Annotated in this window: 17 protein-coding genes; 16 read left to right on the plus strand and 1 reads right to left on the minus strand. The window is 68.8% G+C overall.

Features of this window, described 5'->3' with window-relative positions; translation table 11 throughout:
- A complete protein-coding gene (locus SACCYDRAFT_RS01905) occupies window positions 1-882 on the minus strand; it encodes an inositol monophosphatase family protein (RefSeq protein WP_005453093.1) in 882 nt (293 codons plus the stop codon).
- A 241-nt stretch (window positions 883-1,123) separates the two neighbouring features.
- On the opposite strand from SACCYDRAFT_RS01905, the gene SACCYDRAFT_RS01910 reads away from it, so the two are divergent.
- The 16 genes from SACCYDRAFT_RS01910 to nuoN all read left to right on the plus strand — a co-directional run bounded on the left by SACCYDRAFT_RS01910 (window position 1,124) and on the right by nuoN (window position 19,539).
- Window positions 1,124-1,822 carry a demethylmenaquinone methyltransferase gene (locus SACCYDRAFT_RS01910; protein ID WP_005453094.1) on the plus strand — a complete coding sequence of 233 codons (699 nt, stop codon included), beginning with the start codon at window positions 1,124-1,126 and terminating at the stop codon, window positions 1,820-1,822.
- Window positions 1,823-1,831: 9 nt separating this feature from the next.
- Entirely contained in the window at window positions 1,832-3,106 is a 1,275-nt protein-coding gene (locus SACCYDRAFT_RS01915) for a geranylgeranyl reductase family protein (protein WP_005453095.1), read from the plus strand.
- 408 nt (window positions 3,107-3,514) lie between these two features.
- On the plus strand, window positions 3,515-3,934 hold the full coding sequence (locus tag SACCYDRAFT_RS01920; RefSeq protein ID WP_005453096.1) for an NADH-quinone oxidoreductase subunit A: 420 nt from the start codon (window positions 3,515-3,517) through the stop codon (window positions 3,932-3,934).
- Window positions 3,935-3,941: 7 nt separating this feature from the next.
- Window positions 3,942-4,490, plus strand: coding sequence for a NuoB/complex I 20 kDa subunit family protein (locus SACCYDRAFT_RS01925; RefSeq protein WP_005453097.1), 549 nt, complete (start codon window positions 3,942-3,944; stop codon window positions 4,488-4,490).
- Window positions 4,490-5,257: an NADH-quinone oxidoreductase subunit C gene (locus SACCYDRAFT_RS01930; protein ID WP_005453098.1), complete on the plus strand. Its 768-nt coding sequence runs from the start codon at window positions 4,490-4,492 to the stop codon at window positions 5,255-5,257. The genes SACCYDRAFT_RS01925 and SACCYDRAFT_RS01930 overlap by 1 nt, the downstream gene beginning before the upstream one ends.
- Window positions 5,254-6,636, plus strand: coding sequence for an NADH-quinone oxidoreductase subunit D (locus SACCYDRAFT_RS01935; RefSeq protein ID WP_005453099.1), 1,383 nt, complete (start codon window positions 5,254-5,256; stop codon window positions 6,634-6,636). Before SACCYDRAFT_RS01930 ends, SACCYDRAFT_RS01935 begins: the two co-directional genes overlap by 4 nt.
- Window positions 6,633-7,505 (plus strand): NADH-quinone oxidoreductase subunit NuoE, encoded by an 873-nt coding sequence (gene nuoE, locus SACCYDRAFT_RS01940; protein WP_005453101.1) that lies wholly within the window; start codon window positions 6,633-6,635, stop codon window positions 7,503-7,505. The genes SACCYDRAFT_RS01935 and nuoE overlap by 4 nt, the downstream gene beginning before the upstream one ends.
- The gene (gene nuoF / locus SACCYDRAFT_RS01945) at window positions 7,502-8,791 is read left to right on the plus strand and encodes an NADH-quinone oxidoreductase subunit NuoF (RefSeq protein ID WP_005453103.1); all 1,290 of its coding nucleotides are present in this window, start codon (window positions 7,502-7,504) and stop codon (window positions 8,789-8,791) included. The genes nuoE and nuoF overlap by 4 nt, the downstream gene beginning before the upstream one ends.
- A complete protein-coding gene (locus SACCYDRAFT_RS01950) occupies window positions 8,788-11,283 on the plus strand; it encodes an NADH-quinone oxidoreductase subunit G (RefSeq protein WP_005453104.1) in 2,496 nt (831 codons plus the stop codon). Before nuoF ends, SACCYDRAFT_RS01950 begins: the two co-directional genes overlap by 4 nt.
- 14 nt (window positions 11,284-11,297) lie before the next feature.
- Window positions 11,298-12,686: an NADH-quinone oxidoreductase subunit NuoH gene (gene nuoH / locus SACCYDRAFT_RS01955; RefSeq protein ID WP_198284995.1), complete on the plus strand. Its 1,389-nt coding sequence runs from the start codon at window positions 11,298-11,300 to the stop codon at window positions 12,684-12,686.
- Window positions 12,673-13,239, plus strand: a complete 567-nt coding sequence (nuoI, locus tag SACCYDRAFT_RS01960) for an NADH-quinone oxidoreductase subunit NuoI (protein ID WP_005453106.1) — start codon at window positions 12,673-12,675, stop codon at window positions 13,237-13,239. The genes nuoH and nuoI overlap by 14 nt, the downstream gene beginning before the upstream one ends.
- Entirely contained in the window at window positions 13,236-14,153 is a 918-nt protein-coding gene (locus SACCYDRAFT_RS01965; RefSeq protein ID WP_005453107.1) for an NADH-quinone oxidoreductase subunit J, read from the plus strand. The genes nuoI and SACCYDRAFT_RS01965 overlap by 4 nt, the downstream gene beginning before the upstream one ends.
- Window positions 14,150-14,449 (plus strand): NADH-quinone oxidoreductase subunit NuoK, encoded by a 300-nt coding sequence (nuoK, locus tag SACCYDRAFT_RS01970; RefSeq protein WP_005453108.1) that lies wholly within the window; start codon window positions 14,150-14,152, stop codon window positions 14,447-14,449. Before SACCYDRAFT_RS01965 ends, nuoK begins: the two co-directional genes overlap by 4 nt.
- 22 nt (window positions 14,450-14,471) lie before the next feature.
- A complete protein-coding gene (nuoL, locus tag SACCYDRAFT_RS01975; RefSeq protein WP_005453109.1) occupies window positions 14,472-16,370 on the plus strand; it encodes an NADH-quinone oxidoreductase subunit L in 1,899 nt (632 codons plus the stop codon).
- On the plus strand, window positions 16,367-17,959 hold the full coding sequence (locus SACCYDRAFT_RS01980; protein ID WP_005453110.1) for an NADH-quinone oxidoreductase subunit M: 1,593 nt from the start codon (window positions 16,367-16,369) through the stop codon (window positions 17,957-17,959). Before nuoL ends, SACCYDRAFT_RS01980 begins: the two co-directional genes overlap by 4 nt.
- Before the next feature lie 8 nt (window positions 17,960-17,967).
- Window positions 17,968-19,539, plus strand: a complete 1,572-nt coding sequence (gene nuoN / locus SACCYDRAFT_RS01985; RefSeq protein ID WP_005453111.1) for an NADH-quinone oxidoreductase subunit NuoN — start codon at window positions 17,968-17,970, stop codon at window positions 19,537-19,539.
- The last annotated feature ends 3 nt before the right edge of the window (window positions 19,540-19,542 follow it).

Raw genomic sequence — 19,542 nt, forward strand, 5'->3', positions numbered from 1 at the left:
CTAGTCACGCAGCCACGACAGCACCTCACCGACCACCCCGGGAGCGCAGAGCAGCAACGCGCCGTCCGGCAGCCCGATCGCGTCCTCGACGACGACGGCCGCCGCTTCGACGGCCAGTGCGAGTGCTCCCGCCACCTCCGCCTCGCGGTACCGGGGCAGGATCGCCGCCGCGGCCCGTCCCAGCGCCACCTGCGTCACCGACAGCGCCGCCGAACCGAGCACGCGTGCCGACGCCCGCGCGGCGCCGGCCCGATCGACGAACGTGGCCAGGCCCGGCCACGGGCACTCCGGGTCCGGTTCGACGCACACGATCGCGCCCTCGGTGTCGCGGCACCGGTGGGGGCGCACGGGGCCTTCCTGCGTGCGCACCCCGCGACCACGTGCCGCCGCGTACGTCGTGCCGCCACCAGGGGCGGTGACCACCCCGACCACCGGGCCGGACGGGTCCATCAGCGCCAGGCTGTAGGCGTACCAGGGCAGGCCCGCGACGTAGTTCGCCTCGCCGTCCAGGGGTGTCACCAGCCAGCGGTACGGCGTCGCGCCGGGGTCGTCGGGCCGCGAGTCCGGTCCCAGCACGGGGATACCGGGGAACTCGGCCGCGAGCACCCGCCGGGTGTGCCGGTCGAGTACGGCGTGCGTGTCGCGTACCCAGTCGAACGGCGAGTCGGTACCGCCGTCGAACGGCGAGTTGCTACCGCCGTCGAACGGCGAGTTGCTACCGCCGTCGAACGGCGAGTTGCTACCGCCGGGTCTCGTCGCCCTGCCCGCCGTGGCCGAGAGGACGTCGCCCGCCTCGTCGGCGAGGTGCGCGGCGACGTCCAGTGCGCGGGACACGAAACCGGGCTCGGTGGGCCACGCGGGTGCGGACGACAGAAGTGCCATGCCGGTTCAGTGTGGCCGGTGAGGGTGTCGGCGACGCGACACCGAGGTGACGACCCGGCGCGACCTGCGTGAACCCTGACGTCACACGTCGCCCGATCGGGGCATCCGACTCGGTCGGCGAACGCGGACCGCGCCGGTGGGCGCCCGGCTCCGCGACGCCCGCGCTGGGCGGAGCGGGCTCGCGGAGGACGCCGGGGTCGCGGGCCACAGCCGGTCGAGGGGGCCCGACTAGACTCCCGACATGGCCCGAGCGAGCCTGGACAAGGACCCAGCCGATGTCGCGGCGATGTTCGACGACGTCGGAAAGCGTTACGACCGCACGAACTCCGTGATGACGTTCGGCTTCGACCGCCGGTGGCGCGTCATCACGGGCCGGGTGCTCGACGCCCGCCCCGGCGAGAAGGTGCTCGACCTCGCCGCGGGAACCGCCGTGTCCACCGAGGAGTACGCCAGGGGCGGGGCGTGGTGCGTCGCCGCGGACTTCTCGATCGGCATGCTGCAAGGTGGAAAGCACCGCCGGGTGCCGATGGTGGCCGCCGACGCGTTGCGGCTGCCGTTCGCCGACTCGTCCTTCGACGCGGTCACGATCTCCTTCGGTATCCGGAACTTCGTCGACACCAAGGCAGCGCTCACCGAGATCGCCCGGGTGGTCAAGCCCGGGGGCAGGCTGGTCGTGTGTGAGATGTCGACGCCGACGTTCGCTCCGATCCGGTTCGCCTACCACAAGCTGATGCTGCCCCTGCTGACCTGGGTCGGTCGGCGGGTGTCGTCGAACCCGGACGCGTACGCGTACCTGTTCGAATCCGCGCTGACCTGGCCCGACCAGCGGCGGCTCGCGGAGCTCATCGCCGATTCCGGCTGGCGTGGCGTCGAGTGGATGAACCTCACATTCGGCGTGGTGGCCATCCACCGTGCGTGGAAGAACCCGGACGACTCGTAGACTCGCCGCATGACTCACGACGCCGAGGTCATCGTCGTCGGTGCGGGCCCGGCGGGCTCCACCGCGGCCACCTATCTCGCCCGTGCGGGTGTCGACGTGCTCCTGCTGGAGAAGACGAGCTTCCCCCGCGAGAAGGTGTGCGGTGACGGCCTGACGCCGCGCGGCGTCAAACAGCTCATCGACCTCGGCATCGACACCAGCCGCGAGGCGGGTTGGGTGCACAGCAGGGGACTGCGCATCCTCACCGGCGAGTTGACTCTGGAGCTCGACTGGCCCGACCTGACCGCCTACCCGCCCTACGGGGTGACCCGCACCCGCCACGACTTCGACGACCTGCTGGCGAAGACCGCCGTCAAGTCGGGTGCCCGGCTGTTGGAGCGCACCACGGTGACCGGCGCGATCACCGACGAACGCACGGGCCGGGTCGTCGGGGTGCAGGCCAAGCAGGGACCCGAGCGCGAGCCGGTCTCCTACCGTGCTCCGCTGGTGCTGGCGTGCGACGGGGTGTCCGCGCGGTTGGCGCTTTCGGTGGGCATCCGGAAGAACGACAGCCGTCCGATGGGGGTCGCCGTGCGCCGCTACTACCGCAGCCCCCGCCACGACGACGCCTACATCGAGGGCCACCTGGAGCTGTGGGACCGCAGTGATCCGCGCGACCCGCAGTTGCTGCCCGGCTACGGGTGGGCGTTCCCGCTCGGCGACGGCACGGTGAACGTCGGGCTGGGGATGCTGTCGACCTCGAAGTCGTTCCGCAACATCGACTACCGCGCGTTGCTGCGTTCGTGGCTCGATTCGACGCCGGACGAGTGGGGTTACCGCGAGGAGAACGCGGTGGGGCGCATCGGTGGCGCCGGTATCCCGATGGGTTTCAACCGCACACCGCACTACCGCGACGGGCTCCTGCTGCTCGGTGACGCGGGCGGCATGGTGAGCCCCTTCAACGGTGAGGGCATCGGGGCCGCGATGGAGTCGGCCAAGGTGGCGGCCGAGCACGTGGTGCAGGCGCTCGCCCGTCCGGAGGGGCCGTCGCGGGAGCGCGCGTTGCAGGGCTATCCGCGCGCGGTCGCGGAGCTGATGGGCGGGTACTACCGGCTCGGCAACCTGTTCGCCAAGGCCATCGGCAACCCGAAGGTCATGCGTGCGGCCACGAAGTACGGGCTGCGCGTCAGCCCGTTGATCCCGCTGGTGTTCAAGGGCCTTTCCGGCTGCTACGACCCGAAGGGCGGCGACGTCGTCGACCGTCTCGTGGCCACGTTGTCACGGCTGGCGCCCGCGCCGCGCTGACCGGCCGCCCAGTCAGTGGGAAACATCACAGTACGCGCGTACTTCTATGTGTTCCGGGACACGTTCCCGAGTGTTTTACGCAGGTCGCACAGGGTGCCCCCTCGGGGGCCGGAAAAGTCGGAACGTCGTCGCGTCACGAATGGTTCCGCCGGGCGCTAGCGACAAGGTGTGAGTTGCGTCTTACACTGCACCCATGTTTTGTGAAGGGCTTCACAACCGCGCAGACCAGATTGTGAACTCTTTCACAAGCCGGGTTGGTTGCGTCGTTCGTGACAGAGGTGGTCGAGAACACAAAGTAAGGCGGTCCTTACCCCCGGCGGTGTGGCGTAGGTCCCTTAAGGTCTGGCCACGACAGTCAGTTGTCGACCATGTCCGTTACGCAGCGGCGCGTGAAAGGATGGTGCCGCAGTGATCTCCTCGGTGTCCGCGATGGAGGTTCTGGCGCAGGAGGGCGCGGATTCCGGCCTCGGCGTTTTCCTGCCCCTGGTGTTGCTGTTCGGGCTCGCGCTCGCGTTCGCGCTCTTCTCCGTCCTGCTCGGACCGCTGCTCGGCCCCAGCCGGTACAACAAGGCCAAGCTCTCCGCGTACGAGTGCGGCATCGAACCGTCCCCGCAACCCTTGGTGGGCGGCGGCCGCATGCCCATCGCCTACTACGTGACGGCGATGCTGTTCATCCTCTTCGACATCGAGATGGTGTTCCTCTTCCCCTACGCCGTGTCGGCGGACTTCCTGGGGTTGTGGGGTGTCGCCGCCGTCTCGGTGTTCATCGCGACGTTCTTCATCGCCGACATCTACGTGTGGCGGCGCGGCGGGCTGGATTGGAACTGATCGAACCATGGGTCTCGAAGAGAAGCTCCCGAACGGAATCCTGCTGGCGACGCTGGAGGGCGTGGTCAACTGGGCACGCAAGAACTCGATGTGGCCCGCCACGTTCGGCCTTGCCTGCTGCGCCATCGAGATGATGACCACCGGTGGGTCGCGCTACGACATCTCGCGGTTCGGCATGGAGCGCTTCAGCGCCACGCCTCGGCAGGCCGACCTCATGATCGTCGCGGGCCGGGTCACGCAGAAGATGGCTCCGGTCCTGCGCCAGATCTACGACCAGATGGCCGAGCCCAAGTGGGTGCTCGCCATGGGCGTGTGCGCCTCCTCCGGCGGGATGTTCAACAACTACGCCGTCGTGCAGGGGGTCGACCACATCGTCCCGGTCGACATGTACCTGCCCGGATGTCCGCCGCGGCCGGAAATGCTGCTCGACGCGATCCTCAAGCTGCACGCCAAGGTGCAGGACGAGCCCATGGGTCCCCGGCGGGCGGCGTTGCGTGCCGCGAGCGGGAAGCAGACGGAGATCATCCCGTCGTCGATCAAGTACGCGAAAAAGTGATGGGCATGCCTGACGAGAAGCCAGAGACCGGCGACGAGTTGTCGAGCGCCGAACACAGCGAGAACGGCCTGCGCCCGCAGGGCTCGGAGCCGGCAAGGCCGGTCGAGCCGGTGGTCGCGGGTCGCGAACGCCGCGGCATGTTCGGGGTGTCGGGCAGCGGGGACACCTCGGGATACGGTGGGCTGCGCCTGCCCGCGTACTCGCCGCCGCCCGCCGAACGGCCGTACGGCGGCTGGTTCGACTCCTTCGCCGACGAGTTCTTCGCCGCGTTGTCGGACAACGGGATTCCGGCCGAGGCGATCCAGCAGGTCACCGTCGACCGCGGCGAGATCACGTTCTACGTGCGGCGCGAACATCTCCTCGAAATCTGCCGGACCCTGCGCGACGACGCGGGACTGCGGTTCGAGATGTGCGTTTCGGTGTCCGGTGTGGACTACGGAGCCGACGTCCCGCAGCGGCTGCACTCGGTGTACCACCTGCTGTCGATGACCTACCGTCGGCGAATCCGGCTGGAGGTCACGCTGGATGTCGACGACCCGCACCTGCCGTCCATTGTGGAGGTCTATCCGACGGCCGACTGGCACGAGCGGGAGGCCTACGACATGTTCGGGATCGTCTACGACGGGCACCCGGCGCTGACCCGAATCCTCATGCCGGACGACTGGGAAGGCCACCCACAGCGCAAGGACTACCCGCTGGGCGGAATCCCGGTGGAGTACAAGGGCGCGGAAATCCCGCCGCCCGACACGCGGAGGTCCTACTCATGACCACGAGCGACCGCATCGCCGACGCGAGCACCGGCACCGACACCACGGCCGAGGGCAGCACCAGCACGGAGAGCACCCGTTACGCCGAACACCGTGACACCACCGAAGGTCGTGTCTACACGGTCTCGGGCGGTGACTGGGACGACGTCCTCTCCGACGCCACCCACGCCGAACGCATGGTCATCAACATGGGACCGCAGCACCCGTCCACGCACGGTGTGCTCCGGCTCGTACTGGAGATGGAGGGCGAGACCGTCACCCAGCTCCGGTCGGTGATCGGCTACCTCCACACCGGGATCGAGAAGAACTGCGAATACCGGACGTGGACCCAGGGCGTCACGTTCGTGACCCGCATGGACTACCTCTCGCCGCTGTTCAACGAGATGGGCTACTGCATGGCGGTGGAGAAGCTCCTCGGCGTCGAGGTGCCCCGTCGCGCGCAGTTGTTGCGGATCATGCTCATGGAGCTCAACCGCATCGCCTCGCACCTCGTCTACATCGCCACGGGCGGCATGGAGCTCGGCGCCACCACCGCCATGACACTCGGTTTCCGTGAGCGCGAGGAGGTACTGCACCTGCTCGAACACCTCACGGGCCTGCGCATGAACCACGCGTTCATCCGGCCCGGCGGGCTCGCGCAGGACATGCCGGAGGACTTCCACGCCAAGGTCACCGAGTTCTGCAAGGTGATGGACAAGCGCCTCCCGCTGTACGACAAGCTGTTCACCGGGCAGCCGATCTGGCGCAACCGCCTGAAGGGCGTCGGCTTCCTCCCGCTGGACGCCTGCCTGGCGCTGGGCGTCACCGGGCCGGTGCTGCGCTCGGCCGGAATCCCGTGGGACCTGCGCAAGGTGGAGCCCTACTCGGGATACGACGAGATCGAGTTCGAGGTGCCCACGTCCACCGACGCCGACTGCTGGGCGCGCTACCTCCTGCGTGTGGAGGAGATGCACCAGTCCCTGCGGATCGTCCGGCAGGTGCTGAAGATGCTGGAGCCCGGGCCGGTGATGGTGGAGGACCGCAAGATCGCGTGGCCCGCGCAGCTGTCCATCTCCAGTGACGGCATGGGCAACTCCCTCGAACACGTCCGCAAGATCATGGGCCAGTCGATGGAGTCGCTCATCCACCACTTCAAGCTGGTCACCGAGGGCTTCCGGGTCCCGCCGGGCCAGGTGTACTGCCCCGTGGAGTCGCCGCGAGGCGAGCTCGGCTTCCACCTCGTGTCCGACGGCGGCACCCGGCCGCTTCGCGTCCACGTGAGGGAACCGAGCTTCGTGAACCTGCAATCGATGCCCGCCATGGCGGAAGGCGGCCTCGTCGCCGACGTCATCGCGGCCATCGCCTCGATCGACCCGGTGATGGGGGGAGTGGACCGATGACCACACCGTCGCAGCAGCCGTCGGAGACACCGAAGCCCGGTTCGCAGCCTGCCGAGCGGACCTACGCCGCCGCCTCCGACGACGTCGACGTCAGGGCCATCTCGCCGGTCACCGACGAGGAGGCCCTGACGGAGTCGCGGCTCTCCGACCCGTTCGGCCCCGACATCGACGCCCACGCGAAGGAACTCGCGGCGCGTTACCCGCAGTCGCGTTCGGCGCTGTTGCCGATGCTGCACCTGGTGCAGTCGGTGCAGGGCTACGTCAGCCAGGAGGGCATCGCGTTCTGCGCCCGGCAGCTCGACCTCACCGAGGCCGAGGTCAGCGCGGTCGCCACCTTCTACACGATGTACAAGCGCAGGCCGTGCGGGCAGCACCTCGTGAGCGTGTGCACCAACACGCTGTGCGCTGTCCTGGGCGGTGACGACATCTACCGCACGTTGTCCGAGCACCTCGGCGAGGACGGCAAACCCCTGGGCCACGAGGAGACATCGGGCGAGCCGGGGGAGCCGGGGTCCATCACGCTGGAGCACGCGGAGTGCCTGGCCGCCTGCGATTTCGGGCCGGTCGTCCAGGTCAACTACGAGTACTTCGACAACCAGACCCCGGAGAAGGCGGTCGAGCTGGTCGACGCGCTGCGCCGCGGTGAGAAGCCGCAGCCGACACGTGGTGCGCCGCTGACCGACTTCAAGTCCGTGGAACGTCAGCTCGCCGGGTTCTTCCCCGAGGAGGAGGACGTGTTCCGCTCCGACGTGGACGGACCCTCGCAGGCCGTGGAGACGTTGCGGGGAGCGCAGCTCGCCGCGGACCGCGGTTGGACGGCGCCGGTGATGCCGGACAACGCGCCCTTGCCGGAGGTGGAGGCGAAATGACAGCGGATCCGTTGACGCCGGTACTGACGAAGCGGTGGCTCTCGCCGCAGTCGTGGCGACTGGCGACGTACGAGAAGCTCGAGGGCTACACGGCGTTGCGCAAGGCGTTGTCCGGTACGCCGGAGCAGCTCGTGCAGCTCGTGAAGGACGCCGGGCTGCGCGGCCGTGGCGGCGCCGGTTTCCCGGCGGGCGTGAAGTGGTCGTTCATGCCGCCGAACGAGGACAAGCCGCACTACCTCGTGATCAACGCCGACGAGGGCGAGCCGGGCACCTGCAAGGACATCCCGCTGATGATGGCCGACCCGCACTCGCTCATCGAGGGCTGCGTCATCGCCTCCTACGCCATGCGGTCGCACCGCTGCTTCATCTACGTGCGAGGCGAGGCGCTGCACCCCATCCGCAGGCTCAACTCGGCTGTGCGGGAGGCGTACCAGGCGGGGTACCTCGGCAGGGACATCCTCGGCTCGGGCTTCGACCTCGACATCACCGTCCACGCGGGCGCGGGCGCCTACATCTGCGGTGAGGAGACGGCGCTGCTCGACTCGTTGGAGGGGCGACGTGGGCAGCCGAGGCTCAAGCCGCCGTTCCCCGCCGCCGCGGGCCTTTACGCCGCGCCCACCACGGTGAACAACGTCGAGACCATCGCGAGCGTGCCCTACATCGTCAACGGCGGCGCCGACTGGTTCCGGCGGATGGGCACCGAGAAGTCGCCGGGTCCGAAGATCTACTCGATCTCCGGGCACGTGGAGCGGCCGGGCCAGTACGAGGCCCCGCTCGGCACCACGTTGCGGCAGCTTCTTGAGATGGCGGGCGGCATGAAGGACGGCATCCCGCTGAAGTTCTGGACGCCGGGTGGTTCGTCGACCCCGCTGTTCACCGCCGAGCACCTCGACGTGCCGCTGGACTTCGAGGGCGCGGCCGAGGCCGGTTCGATGCTCGGCACCACGGCCGTGCAGGTGTTCAACGAGACGGTGTCCGTGCCGTGGGCCGTGATGAAGTGGACCCAGTTCTACGAGCACGAGTCCTGCGGCAAGTGCACGCCGTGCCGCGAGGGCACCTACTGGCTGGCGCAGATCCTCGAACGCATGGTGGAAGGTCACGGCACGGAAGAGGACATCGACACGCTGCTCGACATCTGCGACAACATCCTCGGCCGCTCGTTCTGCGCGCTCGGTGACGGTGCGACGAGCCCCATCACCAGCGCCATCAAGTACTTCCGCGACGAGTTCGTCGAACTGTGTGAGAAGAACCGGGCGCGCTCGCCCGAATTGGTGGGAGCATCATGACCATCGCACCCGAGGCGGCCTCGAAGGACAAGACCCCGGTTCCGGAGGGCCACGTCAAGCTCACCATCGACGGTGAGGAGGTCATCGCCCCCAAGGGCGAGTTGCTGATCCGCACGGCGGAGCGACTGGGCACCGTCATCCCGCGGTTCTGCGACCACCCGCTGCTCGACCCGGCGGGCGCGTGCCGGCAGTGCCTGGTCGAGGTCGAGATGAACGGCCGTCCGATGCCCAAGCCGCAGGCGTCGTGCACGATGACCGTCGCCGACGGCATGGTGGTGAAGACCCAGCGCACCTCGCCCGTCGCGGACAAGGCGCAGCAGGGCGTGATGGAGCTGCTGCTCATCAACCACCCGCTGGACTGCCCGGTCTGCGACAAGGGCGGCGAGTGCCCGCTGCAGAACCAGGCGATGGCGCACGGGCGGCCCGAGTCCCGGTTCCGCGACCGCAAGCGCACGTTCCCGAAGCCGCTGCCGATCTCCACGCAGGTGCTGCTCGACCGCGAGCGCTGCGTGCTGTGCCAGCGCTGCACGCGGTTCTCGGCCCAGATCGCGGGCGACTCCTTCATCGACCTGCTGGAGCGCGGTGCGCAGCAGCAGATCGGTACTTCGGAGACGGCGGACGTGCTCGATGCCGCATCGCACACCAGCAGCGGCACGCCGTTCCAGTCGTACTTCTCCGGCAACACCATCCAGATCTGCCCGGTGGGGGCGCTGACCAGCGCGCAGTACCGGTTCCGCTCGCGGCCGTTCGACCTCGTGTCGTCGCCGAGCGTGTGCGAACACTGCTCGGTGGGTTGTGCGATGCGCACCGACTTCCGGCGCGGCAAGGTGATGCGTCGCCTCGCGGGCGACGACCCGGAGGTCAACGAGGAGTGGCTCTGCGACAAGGGCCGCTTCGCGTTCCGCTACGCCGGAGCGGCCGACCGCATCCGCCACCCGCTCGTGCGCAACCCCGAGACGGGCGAGCTGGAGCAGGCGTCGTGGACGCAGGCGCTGCGCGTGGCCGCCGAGGGACTGGCGAAGGCCCGCGACGGCCACGGGGTCGGGGTGCTGCCCGGCGGCCGGCTGACGGTCGAGGACGCCTACGCCTACAGCAAGTTCGCCAGGGCGGCGTTGGCCACGAACGACATCGACTTCCGAGCCCGGGCCCATTCGTCGGAGGAGGCGGACTTCCTCGCCTCCCATGTCGTGGGCACCACGCCGGAGACCGGAGTCACCTTCGACCAGCTCGAGACCGCGCCGCTGGTGCTGTGCGTGGCGTTCGAGCCGGAGGAGGAGGCCCCCGTGCTGTTCCTGCGGTTGCGCAAGGGCGCCCGCAAGCACGGCACGAAGGTGGTCCACATCGGTCAGTGGACGACCCCGGCGGTGCGCAAGACCCTCGGCGAGCTACTGGCCTGCGCGCCGGGCGCGGAGGCCGGAGCCCTCGACGGGCTGGCCGAACACGCCCCCGACGTCGACGAACAACTGCGTGCCGAGGGCTCGGTCGTGCTCGTCGGTGAGAGGGCCGCCGAAGTGCCGGGCCTGTACTCGGCGCTGCATCGGCTGTCCGAGCGCACGGGAGCCCCGATCGCGTGGGTGCCGCGCAGGGCGGGGGAGCGAGGGGCCCTCGAAGCGGGGGCCCTGCCGACGTTGCTGCCCGGTGGCGCGGCAGTCACCGACGCCGAGGCCCGCGCGGCGCTGGAGCGCGCGTGGAAGCTCGAAGCCGGATCGCTGCCCGCGCGGGTGGGACGCGACACGGACGGCATCCTCACCGCCGTCCGGAGCGGCGACCTCGACGGGCTGCTCGTGGGCGGTGTCGAACTCGCCGACCTCCCCGACCCGGAGCTGGCGCGCGAAGCCCTGCGGCGGTGCGGGTTCGTGGTGAGCCTCGAACTGCGGCACAGCGAGGTCACCGAACACGCCGACGTGGTGCTTCCCATCGCCCCGGTGGACGAGAAGTCGGGCAGCTTCCTCAACTGGGAGGGCCGCAGGCGTGAGTTCTCGGTGACGCTCGACGGCACCGGAGCGCTGCCCGACTGCCGGGTGCTCGACACGCTCGCCGTCGAGATGGACGTCGACCTGTTCACGCAGACGCCCACCGCCGCGGCCGGTGACCTCGCCCGGAGCACCGAGGGACTCGCGGACGGCCCACGCCCCGCGGCCCCGGACGTCCCCAATGCGGCGGTGCCGTCGCTCGGTCCGGGGCAGGCACTGCTCGCGACGTGGCGGCAACTGCTCGACGACGGCGCGCTCCAGGTCGACGAGCCACACCTCGCCGGCACCGCGCGACGCGTGGTCGCCAGGATCTCCCGGGCCACGGCCGCCTCGCTCGACGAGCCGTCGTCGGTGACCGTGTCCACCGACCGGGGGTCGGTCACGCTGCCCGTGGAGATCGCCGACCTTCCCGACGGCGTCGTGTGGCTGCCGGGCAACTCGCCGGGCTCGAAGCTCCGAGCGACGCTCGGGGTCGGACACGGCGCCGTGGTCTCGATCGCTGCCGGAGGTGAACGGTGAGCCCAGCGACCTCGATGGTTCCCTTCCTCGCACAGGCACAGGAGCCGATGACGAGGGCGGAACTGCTGGCGGACGACCCGCTGTGGTTGATCCTGCTCAAGGCAGTCGTCATCCTGCTCATCGGCCCGATCCTGACGGTGTTCCTCATCGTCGGGGAACGTAAGATCATCGGCCGGATGCAGAACCGTCCCGGGCCCAACCGCGTGGGCCCCGGCGGCTGGTTCCAGTCCGTCGCCGACGCGATCAAGCTGCCGTTCAAGGAACAGATCATCCCGGACACGGCCGATCGCAAGATCTACTTCCTCGCGCCCGTCATCACCGTGGTGCCCGCCCTGATCGGGCTCGCGGCCATCCCGTTCGGCCCCGAGGTGACGATCTTCGGCGAGCGCACCGTGCTGCAACTGATCGAACTGCCGGTCAGCGTGCTGCTGATCCTCGCGGGCGCCTCGGTCGGCGTGTACGGCATCGTGCTCGCCGGGTGGTCGTCCGGCTCGCCGTACCCACTGCTCGGTGGTCTTCGCTCGGCGGCCCAGGTGATCTCCTACGAGATCGCGATGGGGCTGTCCATCGTGGGCGTGGCGCTGTACGCGCAGTCGCTGTCCACGGGCGAGATCGTGGACGCGCAGGCGAGCGGTTGGTACTTCTACCTGCTGCTGCCGAGCTTCGTCATCTACCTGATCTCGATGGTCGGTGAGACCAACCGTGCGCCGTTCGACCTCCCGGAGGCGGAGTCCGAACTCGTCGGTGGTTTCCACACCGAGTACAGCTCGATGAAGTTCGCGATGTTCTTCCTCGCCGAGTACACCAACATGGTCATCGTCTCGGCGTTCGCCACCACGCTGTTCCTCGGCGGCTGGATGTTCCCGTTCGTCGGCCTCGACTCGCCGCTCAACCAGGGCTGGTGGCCGGTGCTGTGGTTCTTCGGCAAGATGCTGCTCCTGCTGTTCGGTTTCATCTGGCTGCGCGGCACGCTGCCGAGGTTCCGCTACGACCAGTTCATGAAGCTCGGCTGGAAGGTGCTCATCCCGGTCGGCCTGGTCTGGATCCTGGTCATCTCGGCGATCAGGGCGCTGCGCACCGACGGCAACGTCTCCACGGGGCAGATCCTTGTCGTGGGCGCCATCATCATCGCCGTGCTGGTGCTGCTCACACTGCTGCTGCCGGAGAAGCAGGCCCCCGAGTCGGACGCGGTGCCCGTCACCGGCAGCGACTACCCGCTGCCACCGCTCGACCTCGCGGTGCCCAAGACGACCCCCCGCCAGAAGGCGCTGAAGGCGAAACAGCGTTCGACCCGCAAGTCCGTCGAGACCGGACAGTCGGAGGCCGGAAAGGCCGACGAAGCCGAGCGGGCGGAGCCGGCGTCGGTCACCTCAGGTAAGGAGAGCACCGATGGGAATGTTTGATCCCATCAAGGGTTTCGGCGTCACCTTCGGAATGATGTTCAAGAAGGTGGCCACGGAGGAGTACCCGGAGATCGGGGCCCCCGCCGCGCCGCGTTACCACGGCCGCCACCAGCTCAACCGGCACCCGGACGGGCTGGAGAAGTGCGTCGGTTGTGAGCTGTGCGCGTGGGCGTGTCCCGCCGACGCGATCTTCGTCGAGGGCGGGGACAACACCGAGGAGGCCCGTTACTCGCCGGGCGAGCGGTACGGCAAGGACTACCAGATCAACTACCTGCGGTGCATCGGCTGCGGCCTGTGCGTCGAGGCGTGCCCCACCCGCTCCCTCACCATGATCAACTTCTACGAGCTCGCCGACGACGACCGGCAGAAGCTGATCTACACGAAGGAGGACCTGCTCGCACCGTTGCTGCCGGGCATGGAGCAGCCGCCGCACCCCATGCGGCTGGGTGACGACGAGCAGGACTACTACGTCAAGGGACCCGAGCTCGCCCGGCAGCGCGGCGTGCCTTCCGGCGAGGTGGTCGAGACGTCCGGAGAGAAGGCAGTGCAATGACCACCGGGATGACTCTGACGGCGCTGACCACGCCGCTGACGAACGGTGTCCTGGCCCAGGCCGAGGCGGGCGCGACCGTGTCGACGGGCGAGGCGATCGCGTTCTGGATCCTCGGTCCGATCGCGCTGGCGGGCGCGTTGGGCATGGTGTTCGCCCGCAACGCGGTGCACTCGGCGCTGTGGCTCGTGTTGACGATGCTCTCGCTCGGGCTGCTGTACCTCACGCAACAGGCGCAGTTCCTCGGGTTCACCCAGATCATCGTCTACACCGGCGCGATCATGATGCTGTTCCTGTTCGTGCTCATGCTGGTGGGCCGCGAGTCGTCCGACTCGGTGGTCGAAGTGCTGCGCGGGCAACGACTGTTGGCCGGCCTCGTCGGCATCGGTGTCGCCGTGCTGCTGGCCGCCTCGCTGACCCGCGCCTTCGTGGACGTCACCCCGGCGCAGCCGCTCGACCCGTGGAGCGACGAGGGCGGCGGTGCGGGCGGCCTCGGCCGCATCATCTTCACCGACTACCTGTTCCCGTTCGAGTTGACGGCGGCGCTGCTGATCACCGCCGCGATGGCGGGCATGGTGCTGTCGTTCACCACGCGGCACGTGAAGGGCGGCAAACGCAGCCAACGCGAGCTCGTCGTCGCACGGTTCCGCGGCGAGTACGAGCGGCCGTCCCCGAAGCCCGGCCCCGGCGTGTTCGCCACGTCCACCTCGGTGGCGACTCCCGCCCTGCTACCTGACGGATCGGTGGCGCCCGAGTCGCTGTCCGAGCTCATCGAGTCCACCCCCACCGCCAGGTTGCAGGCGCAGCGCGGGCGGGTGGCCGGTGAGACGGACAAGCCGGGCGCGAAGGCTCTCGTCGGTTCCGACACCGCGCGCGAGACCTCCGACGCAGGCTCCGACGAGGGGGAGGACAAGTGAGCCCCACGTACTACCTGCTGCTGTCGGCGCTGCTGTTCACGATCGGCGCCGTCGGCGTCCTCGTGCGCCGCAACGCCGTCGTGGTGTTCATGTGCATCGAACTCATGCTGAACGCCGTGAACCTGTCGCTGGTGACGTTCTCGCGCATCAACGGCTCGATCGACGGTCAGGTGATGGCGTTCTTCGTGATGGTCGTCGCCGCGGCCGAGGTCGTGGTCGGGCTGGCGATCATCATGTCGATCTTCCGGACGCGGCGTTCGGCCTCGGTCGACGACTCCAACCTGCTGAAGTACTAGCCTCCAACCACAGGGAACTACCTTGATCGCTCTATCGTGGCTGCTGGTCGCGTTTCCCGCGCTCGGCGCCCTTGTGTTGTTGGTCGGTGGTAACCGCACCAACGCGTGGGGGCACGTGCTGGGCTGCGCGACGGTCATCGCGTCGTTCGTCTACGGCTTGGCGCTGTTCTTCAGCGAGTCGCTGTCCGAGGCCGCCGACACGACGGTCTACTCGTGGATTCCCGTCGAGTCGTTGCAGGTCGACTTCGGACTGCGCATCGACCCGCTGTCGGTGACGTTCGTCCTGCTGATCACCGGTGTGGGCGCGCTGATCCACATCTACTCGATCGGGTACATGTCGAACGACGCCTCGCGGCGCCGGTTCTTCGGGTACCTCAACCTCTTCGTCGCCGCGATGCTGGTGCTGGTGCTCGGCAACAGCTTCGTGATGCTGTACCTGGGCTGGGAAGGCGTCGGTCTGGCGTCGTACCTGCTGATCGGCTGGTACCAGGACCGGCCGTCGGCGGCCACCGCCGCGAAGAAGGCGTTCCTGATGAACCGCGTCGGCGACGTGGGGCTGGCGCTGGCGATCTTTTTGATGTTCAAGTACATCGGCAGCACGAGCTACACCGAGGTGTTCGCGGGCGTCGGTGATCTCTCGCCGGGCGTGATCACCGCCATCGCGCTCCTGCTGCTGCTCGGTGCGTGCGGCAAGTCGGGTCAGTTCCCGCTCCAGGCGTGGTTGCCCGACGCGATGGAGGGCCCGACGCCGGTGTCGGCGCTGATCCACGCCGCCACGATGGTCACCGCGGGCGTGTACCTCATCGCCCGCGCCGCGCCGATCTACAACCTCACCGAGGACGGGCGGCTGGTCGTCACCATCGTCGGTGCGTTCACGCTGCTGCTCGGGTCGATCATCGGTTGCGCCTACGACGACATCAAGAAGGTGCTCGCGTACTCGACCGTCAGCCAGATCGGCTACATGATGCTGGCCGTCGGCCTCGGACCGTTCGGCTACGCGCTGGGCATCGCGCACCTGCTCACGCACGGCTTCTTCAAAGCGGGGCTGTTCCTCGGCGCGGGCTCGGTCATGCACGCCATGAACGACGAGGTCGACATGCGCAAGTTCGGCGGGCTGGCGAAGAAGATGCCGATCACGGCCGCCACGTTCGGTCTCGGCTACCTCGCGATCATCGGCTTCCCGTTCCTGTCCGGTTTCTGGACGAAGGACGCCATCATCGAGGCGGCGTTCGGTCAGGAAGGCTGGCGCGGCTGGGTGTTCGGTGGCGCCGCGCTGCTGGCCGCGGGCATCACCGGCTTCTACATGACACGGCTGGTACTGCTGACGTTCTTCGGCAAGGAACGCTGGCGCGAGACGACGTCGGCCGACGGCCGCGAGTTCCACCCGCACGAGTCGCCACCGGTGATGACCGTGCCGATGATCGTGCTGGCGGTCGGTTCGGTGGCCGCGGGCTTTTTGCTGATGTCGGGCGACACGCTCGCCGAGTTCCTCGTGCCCTCGGTGGGCACGCTGGCCGAGGCCGAGCACGGCGCCCTCCCGCACGCACTGGTGCCGTGGCTGACCGTGGGGCTGTCCGCGCTCGGCGTGCTGCTCGCCTGGACGCTGTTCGGCAGGCGGCCGACCCCGGTCGAACGGCCGGAGCGCGTGTCCTGGCCCGTCCGGGCGGCCCGTAAGGACCTGTACGGCAACGCTCTGAACGAGGCGCTCGTCGCCACGCCGGGGCTGTGGCTCACCCGCTTCGCGGTGTTCCTCGACAACCGCGGGGTCGACGGCGCGGTGAACGGGCTCGCCGCGGTGTTCGGTGGCGGCTCCAGCCGCCTGCGCAGGATGCAGACCGGGTTCGTGCGGTCGTACGCGTTGTCGATGCTCGGCGGGTCGTTCCTGCTCGTCGCCGCACTGCTGTTGGTGAGGTTCTCATGAGTTGGCTCGTTGCCCTGATCCTGCTGCCGCTGGTGGGCGCACTGGCGGTGGTCGGCCTGCGCAACAACGACCGGGCGGCGACGCTGGTGGCGCTGGCCGTGTCCGTTGCGGAGTTGCTGCTGATCGTGCCCACCTGGCTGGCCTACGACCCCGGTGGCGACCGGATCCAGCTCGCCACGTCGGTCGACTGGATTCCCGCGCTGGGTGTGCACATCTCGTTCGGCGTCGACGGCATCGCGCTCGTCATGATCGCGGTGATCGCGCTGTTGGTGCCGGTGGTGATCGGTGCGCTGAACTCCACGGACCGTCTGCCCGAGGGCCGTTCGGCGGGCGGGTTCCTGTCGCTGGTCCTGGTGCAGGAGGCGTTGACCGTCGCCGTGTTCGCGGCGACCGACGTGTTCCTGTTCTACGTCCTGTTCGAGATCATGCTCGTGCCGATGTACTTCCTCATCGGCTTCTACGGTGGGCCGAAGCGGCAGTACGCGGCCGTGAAGTTCTTCCTCTACTCGTTCCTCGGCGGCCTGATCATGCTCGCCTCCGCCATCGGCGCGTACGTGCTGGCCGCGGACGAGCTGGGTGAGGGCACGTTCGACTGGGCCACGCTGGTGTCGGTGGTCAGCGACGCTCCGCTGGAGACCCAGATCTGGCTCTTCCTCGGGTTCTTCGTCGCGTTCGCCATCAAGGCGCCGCTCGTGCCGTTCCACACCTGGCTTCCGGACGCTGCGGGCCAGGCCCCGATCGCCGTCACGGTGTTGCTGGTGGGTGTGCTCGACAAGGTCGGCACGTTCGGCTTCCTGCGCTACAGCCTGCCGATGTTCCCCGACGCGAGCGTGCAGCTCGCGCCGCTGGTGCTCGTGCTGGCCGTGCTCGGCGTGATCTACGGCTCGATCCTCGCGGCGGGCCAGCAGGACATGAAGCGGTTCGTGGCCTACGTGTCGATCGCCCACTTCGGATTCATCGCGCTCGGCATCTTCGCGTTCACGCCGCAGGCCATGGTGGGTTCGGCGACGTACATGCTCAACCACAGCCTCGCCACGGGCATGCTGATCCTCGTGATCGGCATCGTCGCCGCGCGCGGCACCTCGACGCGGATCTCGGACTACGGCGGCATGTTCAAGCTGACCCCGATCCTCGGTGGCATGCTGCTGTTGGCCGGGATGTCCACACTGTCCCTGCCGGGCACGAACTCGTTCGTCAGCGAGTTCCTCGTGCTGCTGGGTGCGTTCGACTCGCGCCCGGTGTACGCGATCATCGCCACGGTGGGCATGGTGCTCGCCGCCGCGTACGTGCTCTGGCTGTACCAGCGGATCATGACCGGCCCGGTGCGGGGAGCCGCGCTCGTGGACGTCACGGACGGCGGCGCCGTGCCGGACGCCACCCCGGCCGGTGGTGGGACAGGCACCGCCACGGCGGTCGCCCCGGAGAAGACCGAGACCCGCAAGGCGATCCGTGATCTGTCCGGCAAGGAAATCGCGGTGCTCGCACCGCTCGTCGTGTTGATCGTCGGCCTCGGGTTCTACCCGCAGCCGGTGCTCGACACGGTGACACCGTCGGTGGAAGCGACACTGCAAGCGGTGCAGGAAAGGTAATCCCAGCCGTGTTGAACCTTCATCTCGCCCAGCAGGGACCGATCGAAGCGCCCGCCATCGATTTCCCGGCCGTCATGCCGCTGGTGATCGTGCTCGGCGTGGCGTGCGTCGGGGTGTTGCTGGAGGCGTTCCTGCCCAGGCACCAGCGGTGGACGGCGCAGGTGGCGCTGAGTCTGCTCGCCGTCGCCGGTGCCGGTGTGGCCCTGGCGCTGTACCTGCCCGACGCTCCCGAGCACGGCACCACGACGTTGAGCGGCACCCTCGCCGTCGACTCCCCCGCGCTGTTTTTGTGGGGCACGCTGCTCGCCCTCTCGGTGGCGGCGTTGCTGCTCATCGCCGACCGCACGGTCGAGCGGGGTGGTGCGTTCGTGGCGGAGGCCGGTATCAGTCCCGGCACCTTCCAGGACAAGGAGCAGGCCAGGACCCAGTCGATGTCGACCGAGGTCTTCCCGCTCACGCTGTTCGCGCTCGGCGGCATGATGGCGTTCACGGCGGCCAACGACCTGCTGACCATGTTCGTGGCGCTCGAGGTGCTGAGCCTCCCGCTCTACCTGATGTGCGCGCTGGCGCGCAGGCGGCGCCTGCTGTCGCAGGAAGCGTCGGTGAAGTACTTCCTGCTCGGTGCGTTTGCGAGTGCCTTCTTCCTGTACGGTCTCGCGCTGCTCTACGGCTACGCCGGTTCGGTGCGGCTGTCGGACATCGCGAACGCCACCGCGGGCACCGACCGTTCCGACACGCTGCTGTTCGCCGGGCTCGGCCTGCTCATGGTGGGTCTGCTGTTCAAGGCGTCCGTCGGCCCGTTCCACACGTGGACCCCGGACGTCTACCAGGGGGCGCCGACCCCGGTCACGGCGTTCATGGCCGCGTGCACCAAGGTGGCGGCGTTCGGCGGCATGCTGCGGGTGCTGACGGTGGCCTTCGAGTCGACCCACTGGGAGTGGCGCGGCGTGCTGTGGGGCGTGGCCATCGTGTCGATGCTGATCGGCGCGGTGCTGGGTCTCACGCAGACCGACGTCAAGCGCATGATCGCGTACTCGTCCATCGCGCACGCCGGGTTCCTGCTGGTGGGGACGATGGCGCTGACCGACGAGGGCCTTTCGGGCACGCTGTTCTACCTGCTCGCGTACGGCTTCACCACGCTGGCCGCGTTCGGTGTGGTGTCGCTGGTGCGCGACGGGAGCGGTGAGGCCACGCACCTGTCGGCGTGGGCGGGGCTGGCGAAGCGTTCCCCCGTGTTGGCGGCCGTGTTCACGTTCCTGCTCTTCGCCCTCGCCGGTATCCCGTTGACGAGTGGGTTCGTGGGCAAGTTCGTGGTGTTCTCGGCGGCTTTGTCCGACGGGATGGCGCCGTTGGTGGTGATCGGTCTGGTGTTCAGCGCGGTCGCGGCGTTCTTCTACCTGCGCGTGGTCGTGCTGATGTACTTCTCCAAGCCCGCCGAGGACGGCCCCACCGTCAGCGTGCCGGGCACCTTCACCACGGCGGCCATCACGCTGGGTGTGGTAGTGACGCTCCTGCTCGGCGTCGCGCCGACGTTCGCGCTCGACTGGGCGGGCGCGGGCGGTTTCTCCATCACGTCGTGAGTG

Source organism: Saccharomonospora cyanea NA-134 (assembly GCF_000244975.1).
Lineage (GTDB): Bacteria > Actinomycetota > Actinomycetes > Mycobacteriales > Pseudonocardiaceae > Saccharomonospora > Saccharomonospora cyanea.

Bases quoted from the DNA above. Each gene is read 5' to 3' on its own strand.
- SACCYDRAFT_RS01905 (WP_005453093.1), bottom strand. From the start codon at position 882: ATGGCACTTCTGTCGTCCGCACCCGCGTGGCCCACCGAGCCCGGTTTC.
- SACCYDRAFT_RS01910 (WP_005453094.1), top strand. From the start codon at position 1,124: ATGGCCCGAGCGAGCCTGGACAAGGACCCAGCCGATGTCGCGGCGATG.
- SACCYDRAFT_RS01915 (WP_005453095.1), top strand. From the start codon at position 1,832: ATGACTCACGACGCCGAGGTCATCGTCGTCGGTGCGGGCCCGGCGGGC.
- SACCYDRAFT_RS01925 (WP_005453097.1), top strand. From the start codon at position 3,942: ATGGGTCTCGAAGAGAAGCTCCCGAACGGAATCCTGCTGGCGACGCTG.
- SACCYDRAFT_RS01930 (WP_005453098.1), top strand. From the start codon at position 4,490: ATGGGCATGCCTGACGAGAAGCCAGAGACCGGCGACGAGTTGTCGAGC.
- SACCYDRAFT_RS01935 (WP_005453099.1), top strand. From the start codon at position 5,254: ATGACCACGAGCGACCGCATCGCCGACGCGAGCACCGGCACCGACACC.
- nuoE (WP_005453101.1), top strand. From the start codon at position 6,633: ATGACCACACCGTCGCAGCAGCCGTCGGAGACACCGAAGCCCGGTTCG.
- nuoF (WP_005453103.1), top strand. From the start codon at position 7,502: ATGACAGCGGATCCGTTGACGCCGGTACTGACGAAGCGGTGGCTCTCG.
- SACCYDRAFT_RS01950 (WP_005453104.1), top strand. From the start codon at position 8,788: ATGACCATCGCACCCGAGGCGGCCTCGAAGGACAAGACCCCGGTTCCG.
- nuoH (WP_198284995.1), top strand. From the start codon at position 11,298: ATGGTTCCCTTCCTCGCACAGGCACAGGAGCCGATGACGAGGGCGGAA.
- nuoI (WP_005453106.1), top strand. From the start codon at position 12,673: ATGGGAATGTTTGATCCCATCAAGGGTTTCGGCGTCACCTTCGGAATG.
- SACCYDRAFT_RS01965 (WP_005453107.1), top strand. From the start codon at position 13,236: ATGACCACCGGGATGACTCTGACGGCGCTGACCACGCCGCTGACGAAC.
- SACCYDRAFT_RS01980 (WP_005453110.1), top strand. From the start codon at position 16,367: ATGAGTTGGCTCGTTGCCCTGATCCTGCTGCCGCTGGTGGGCGCACTG.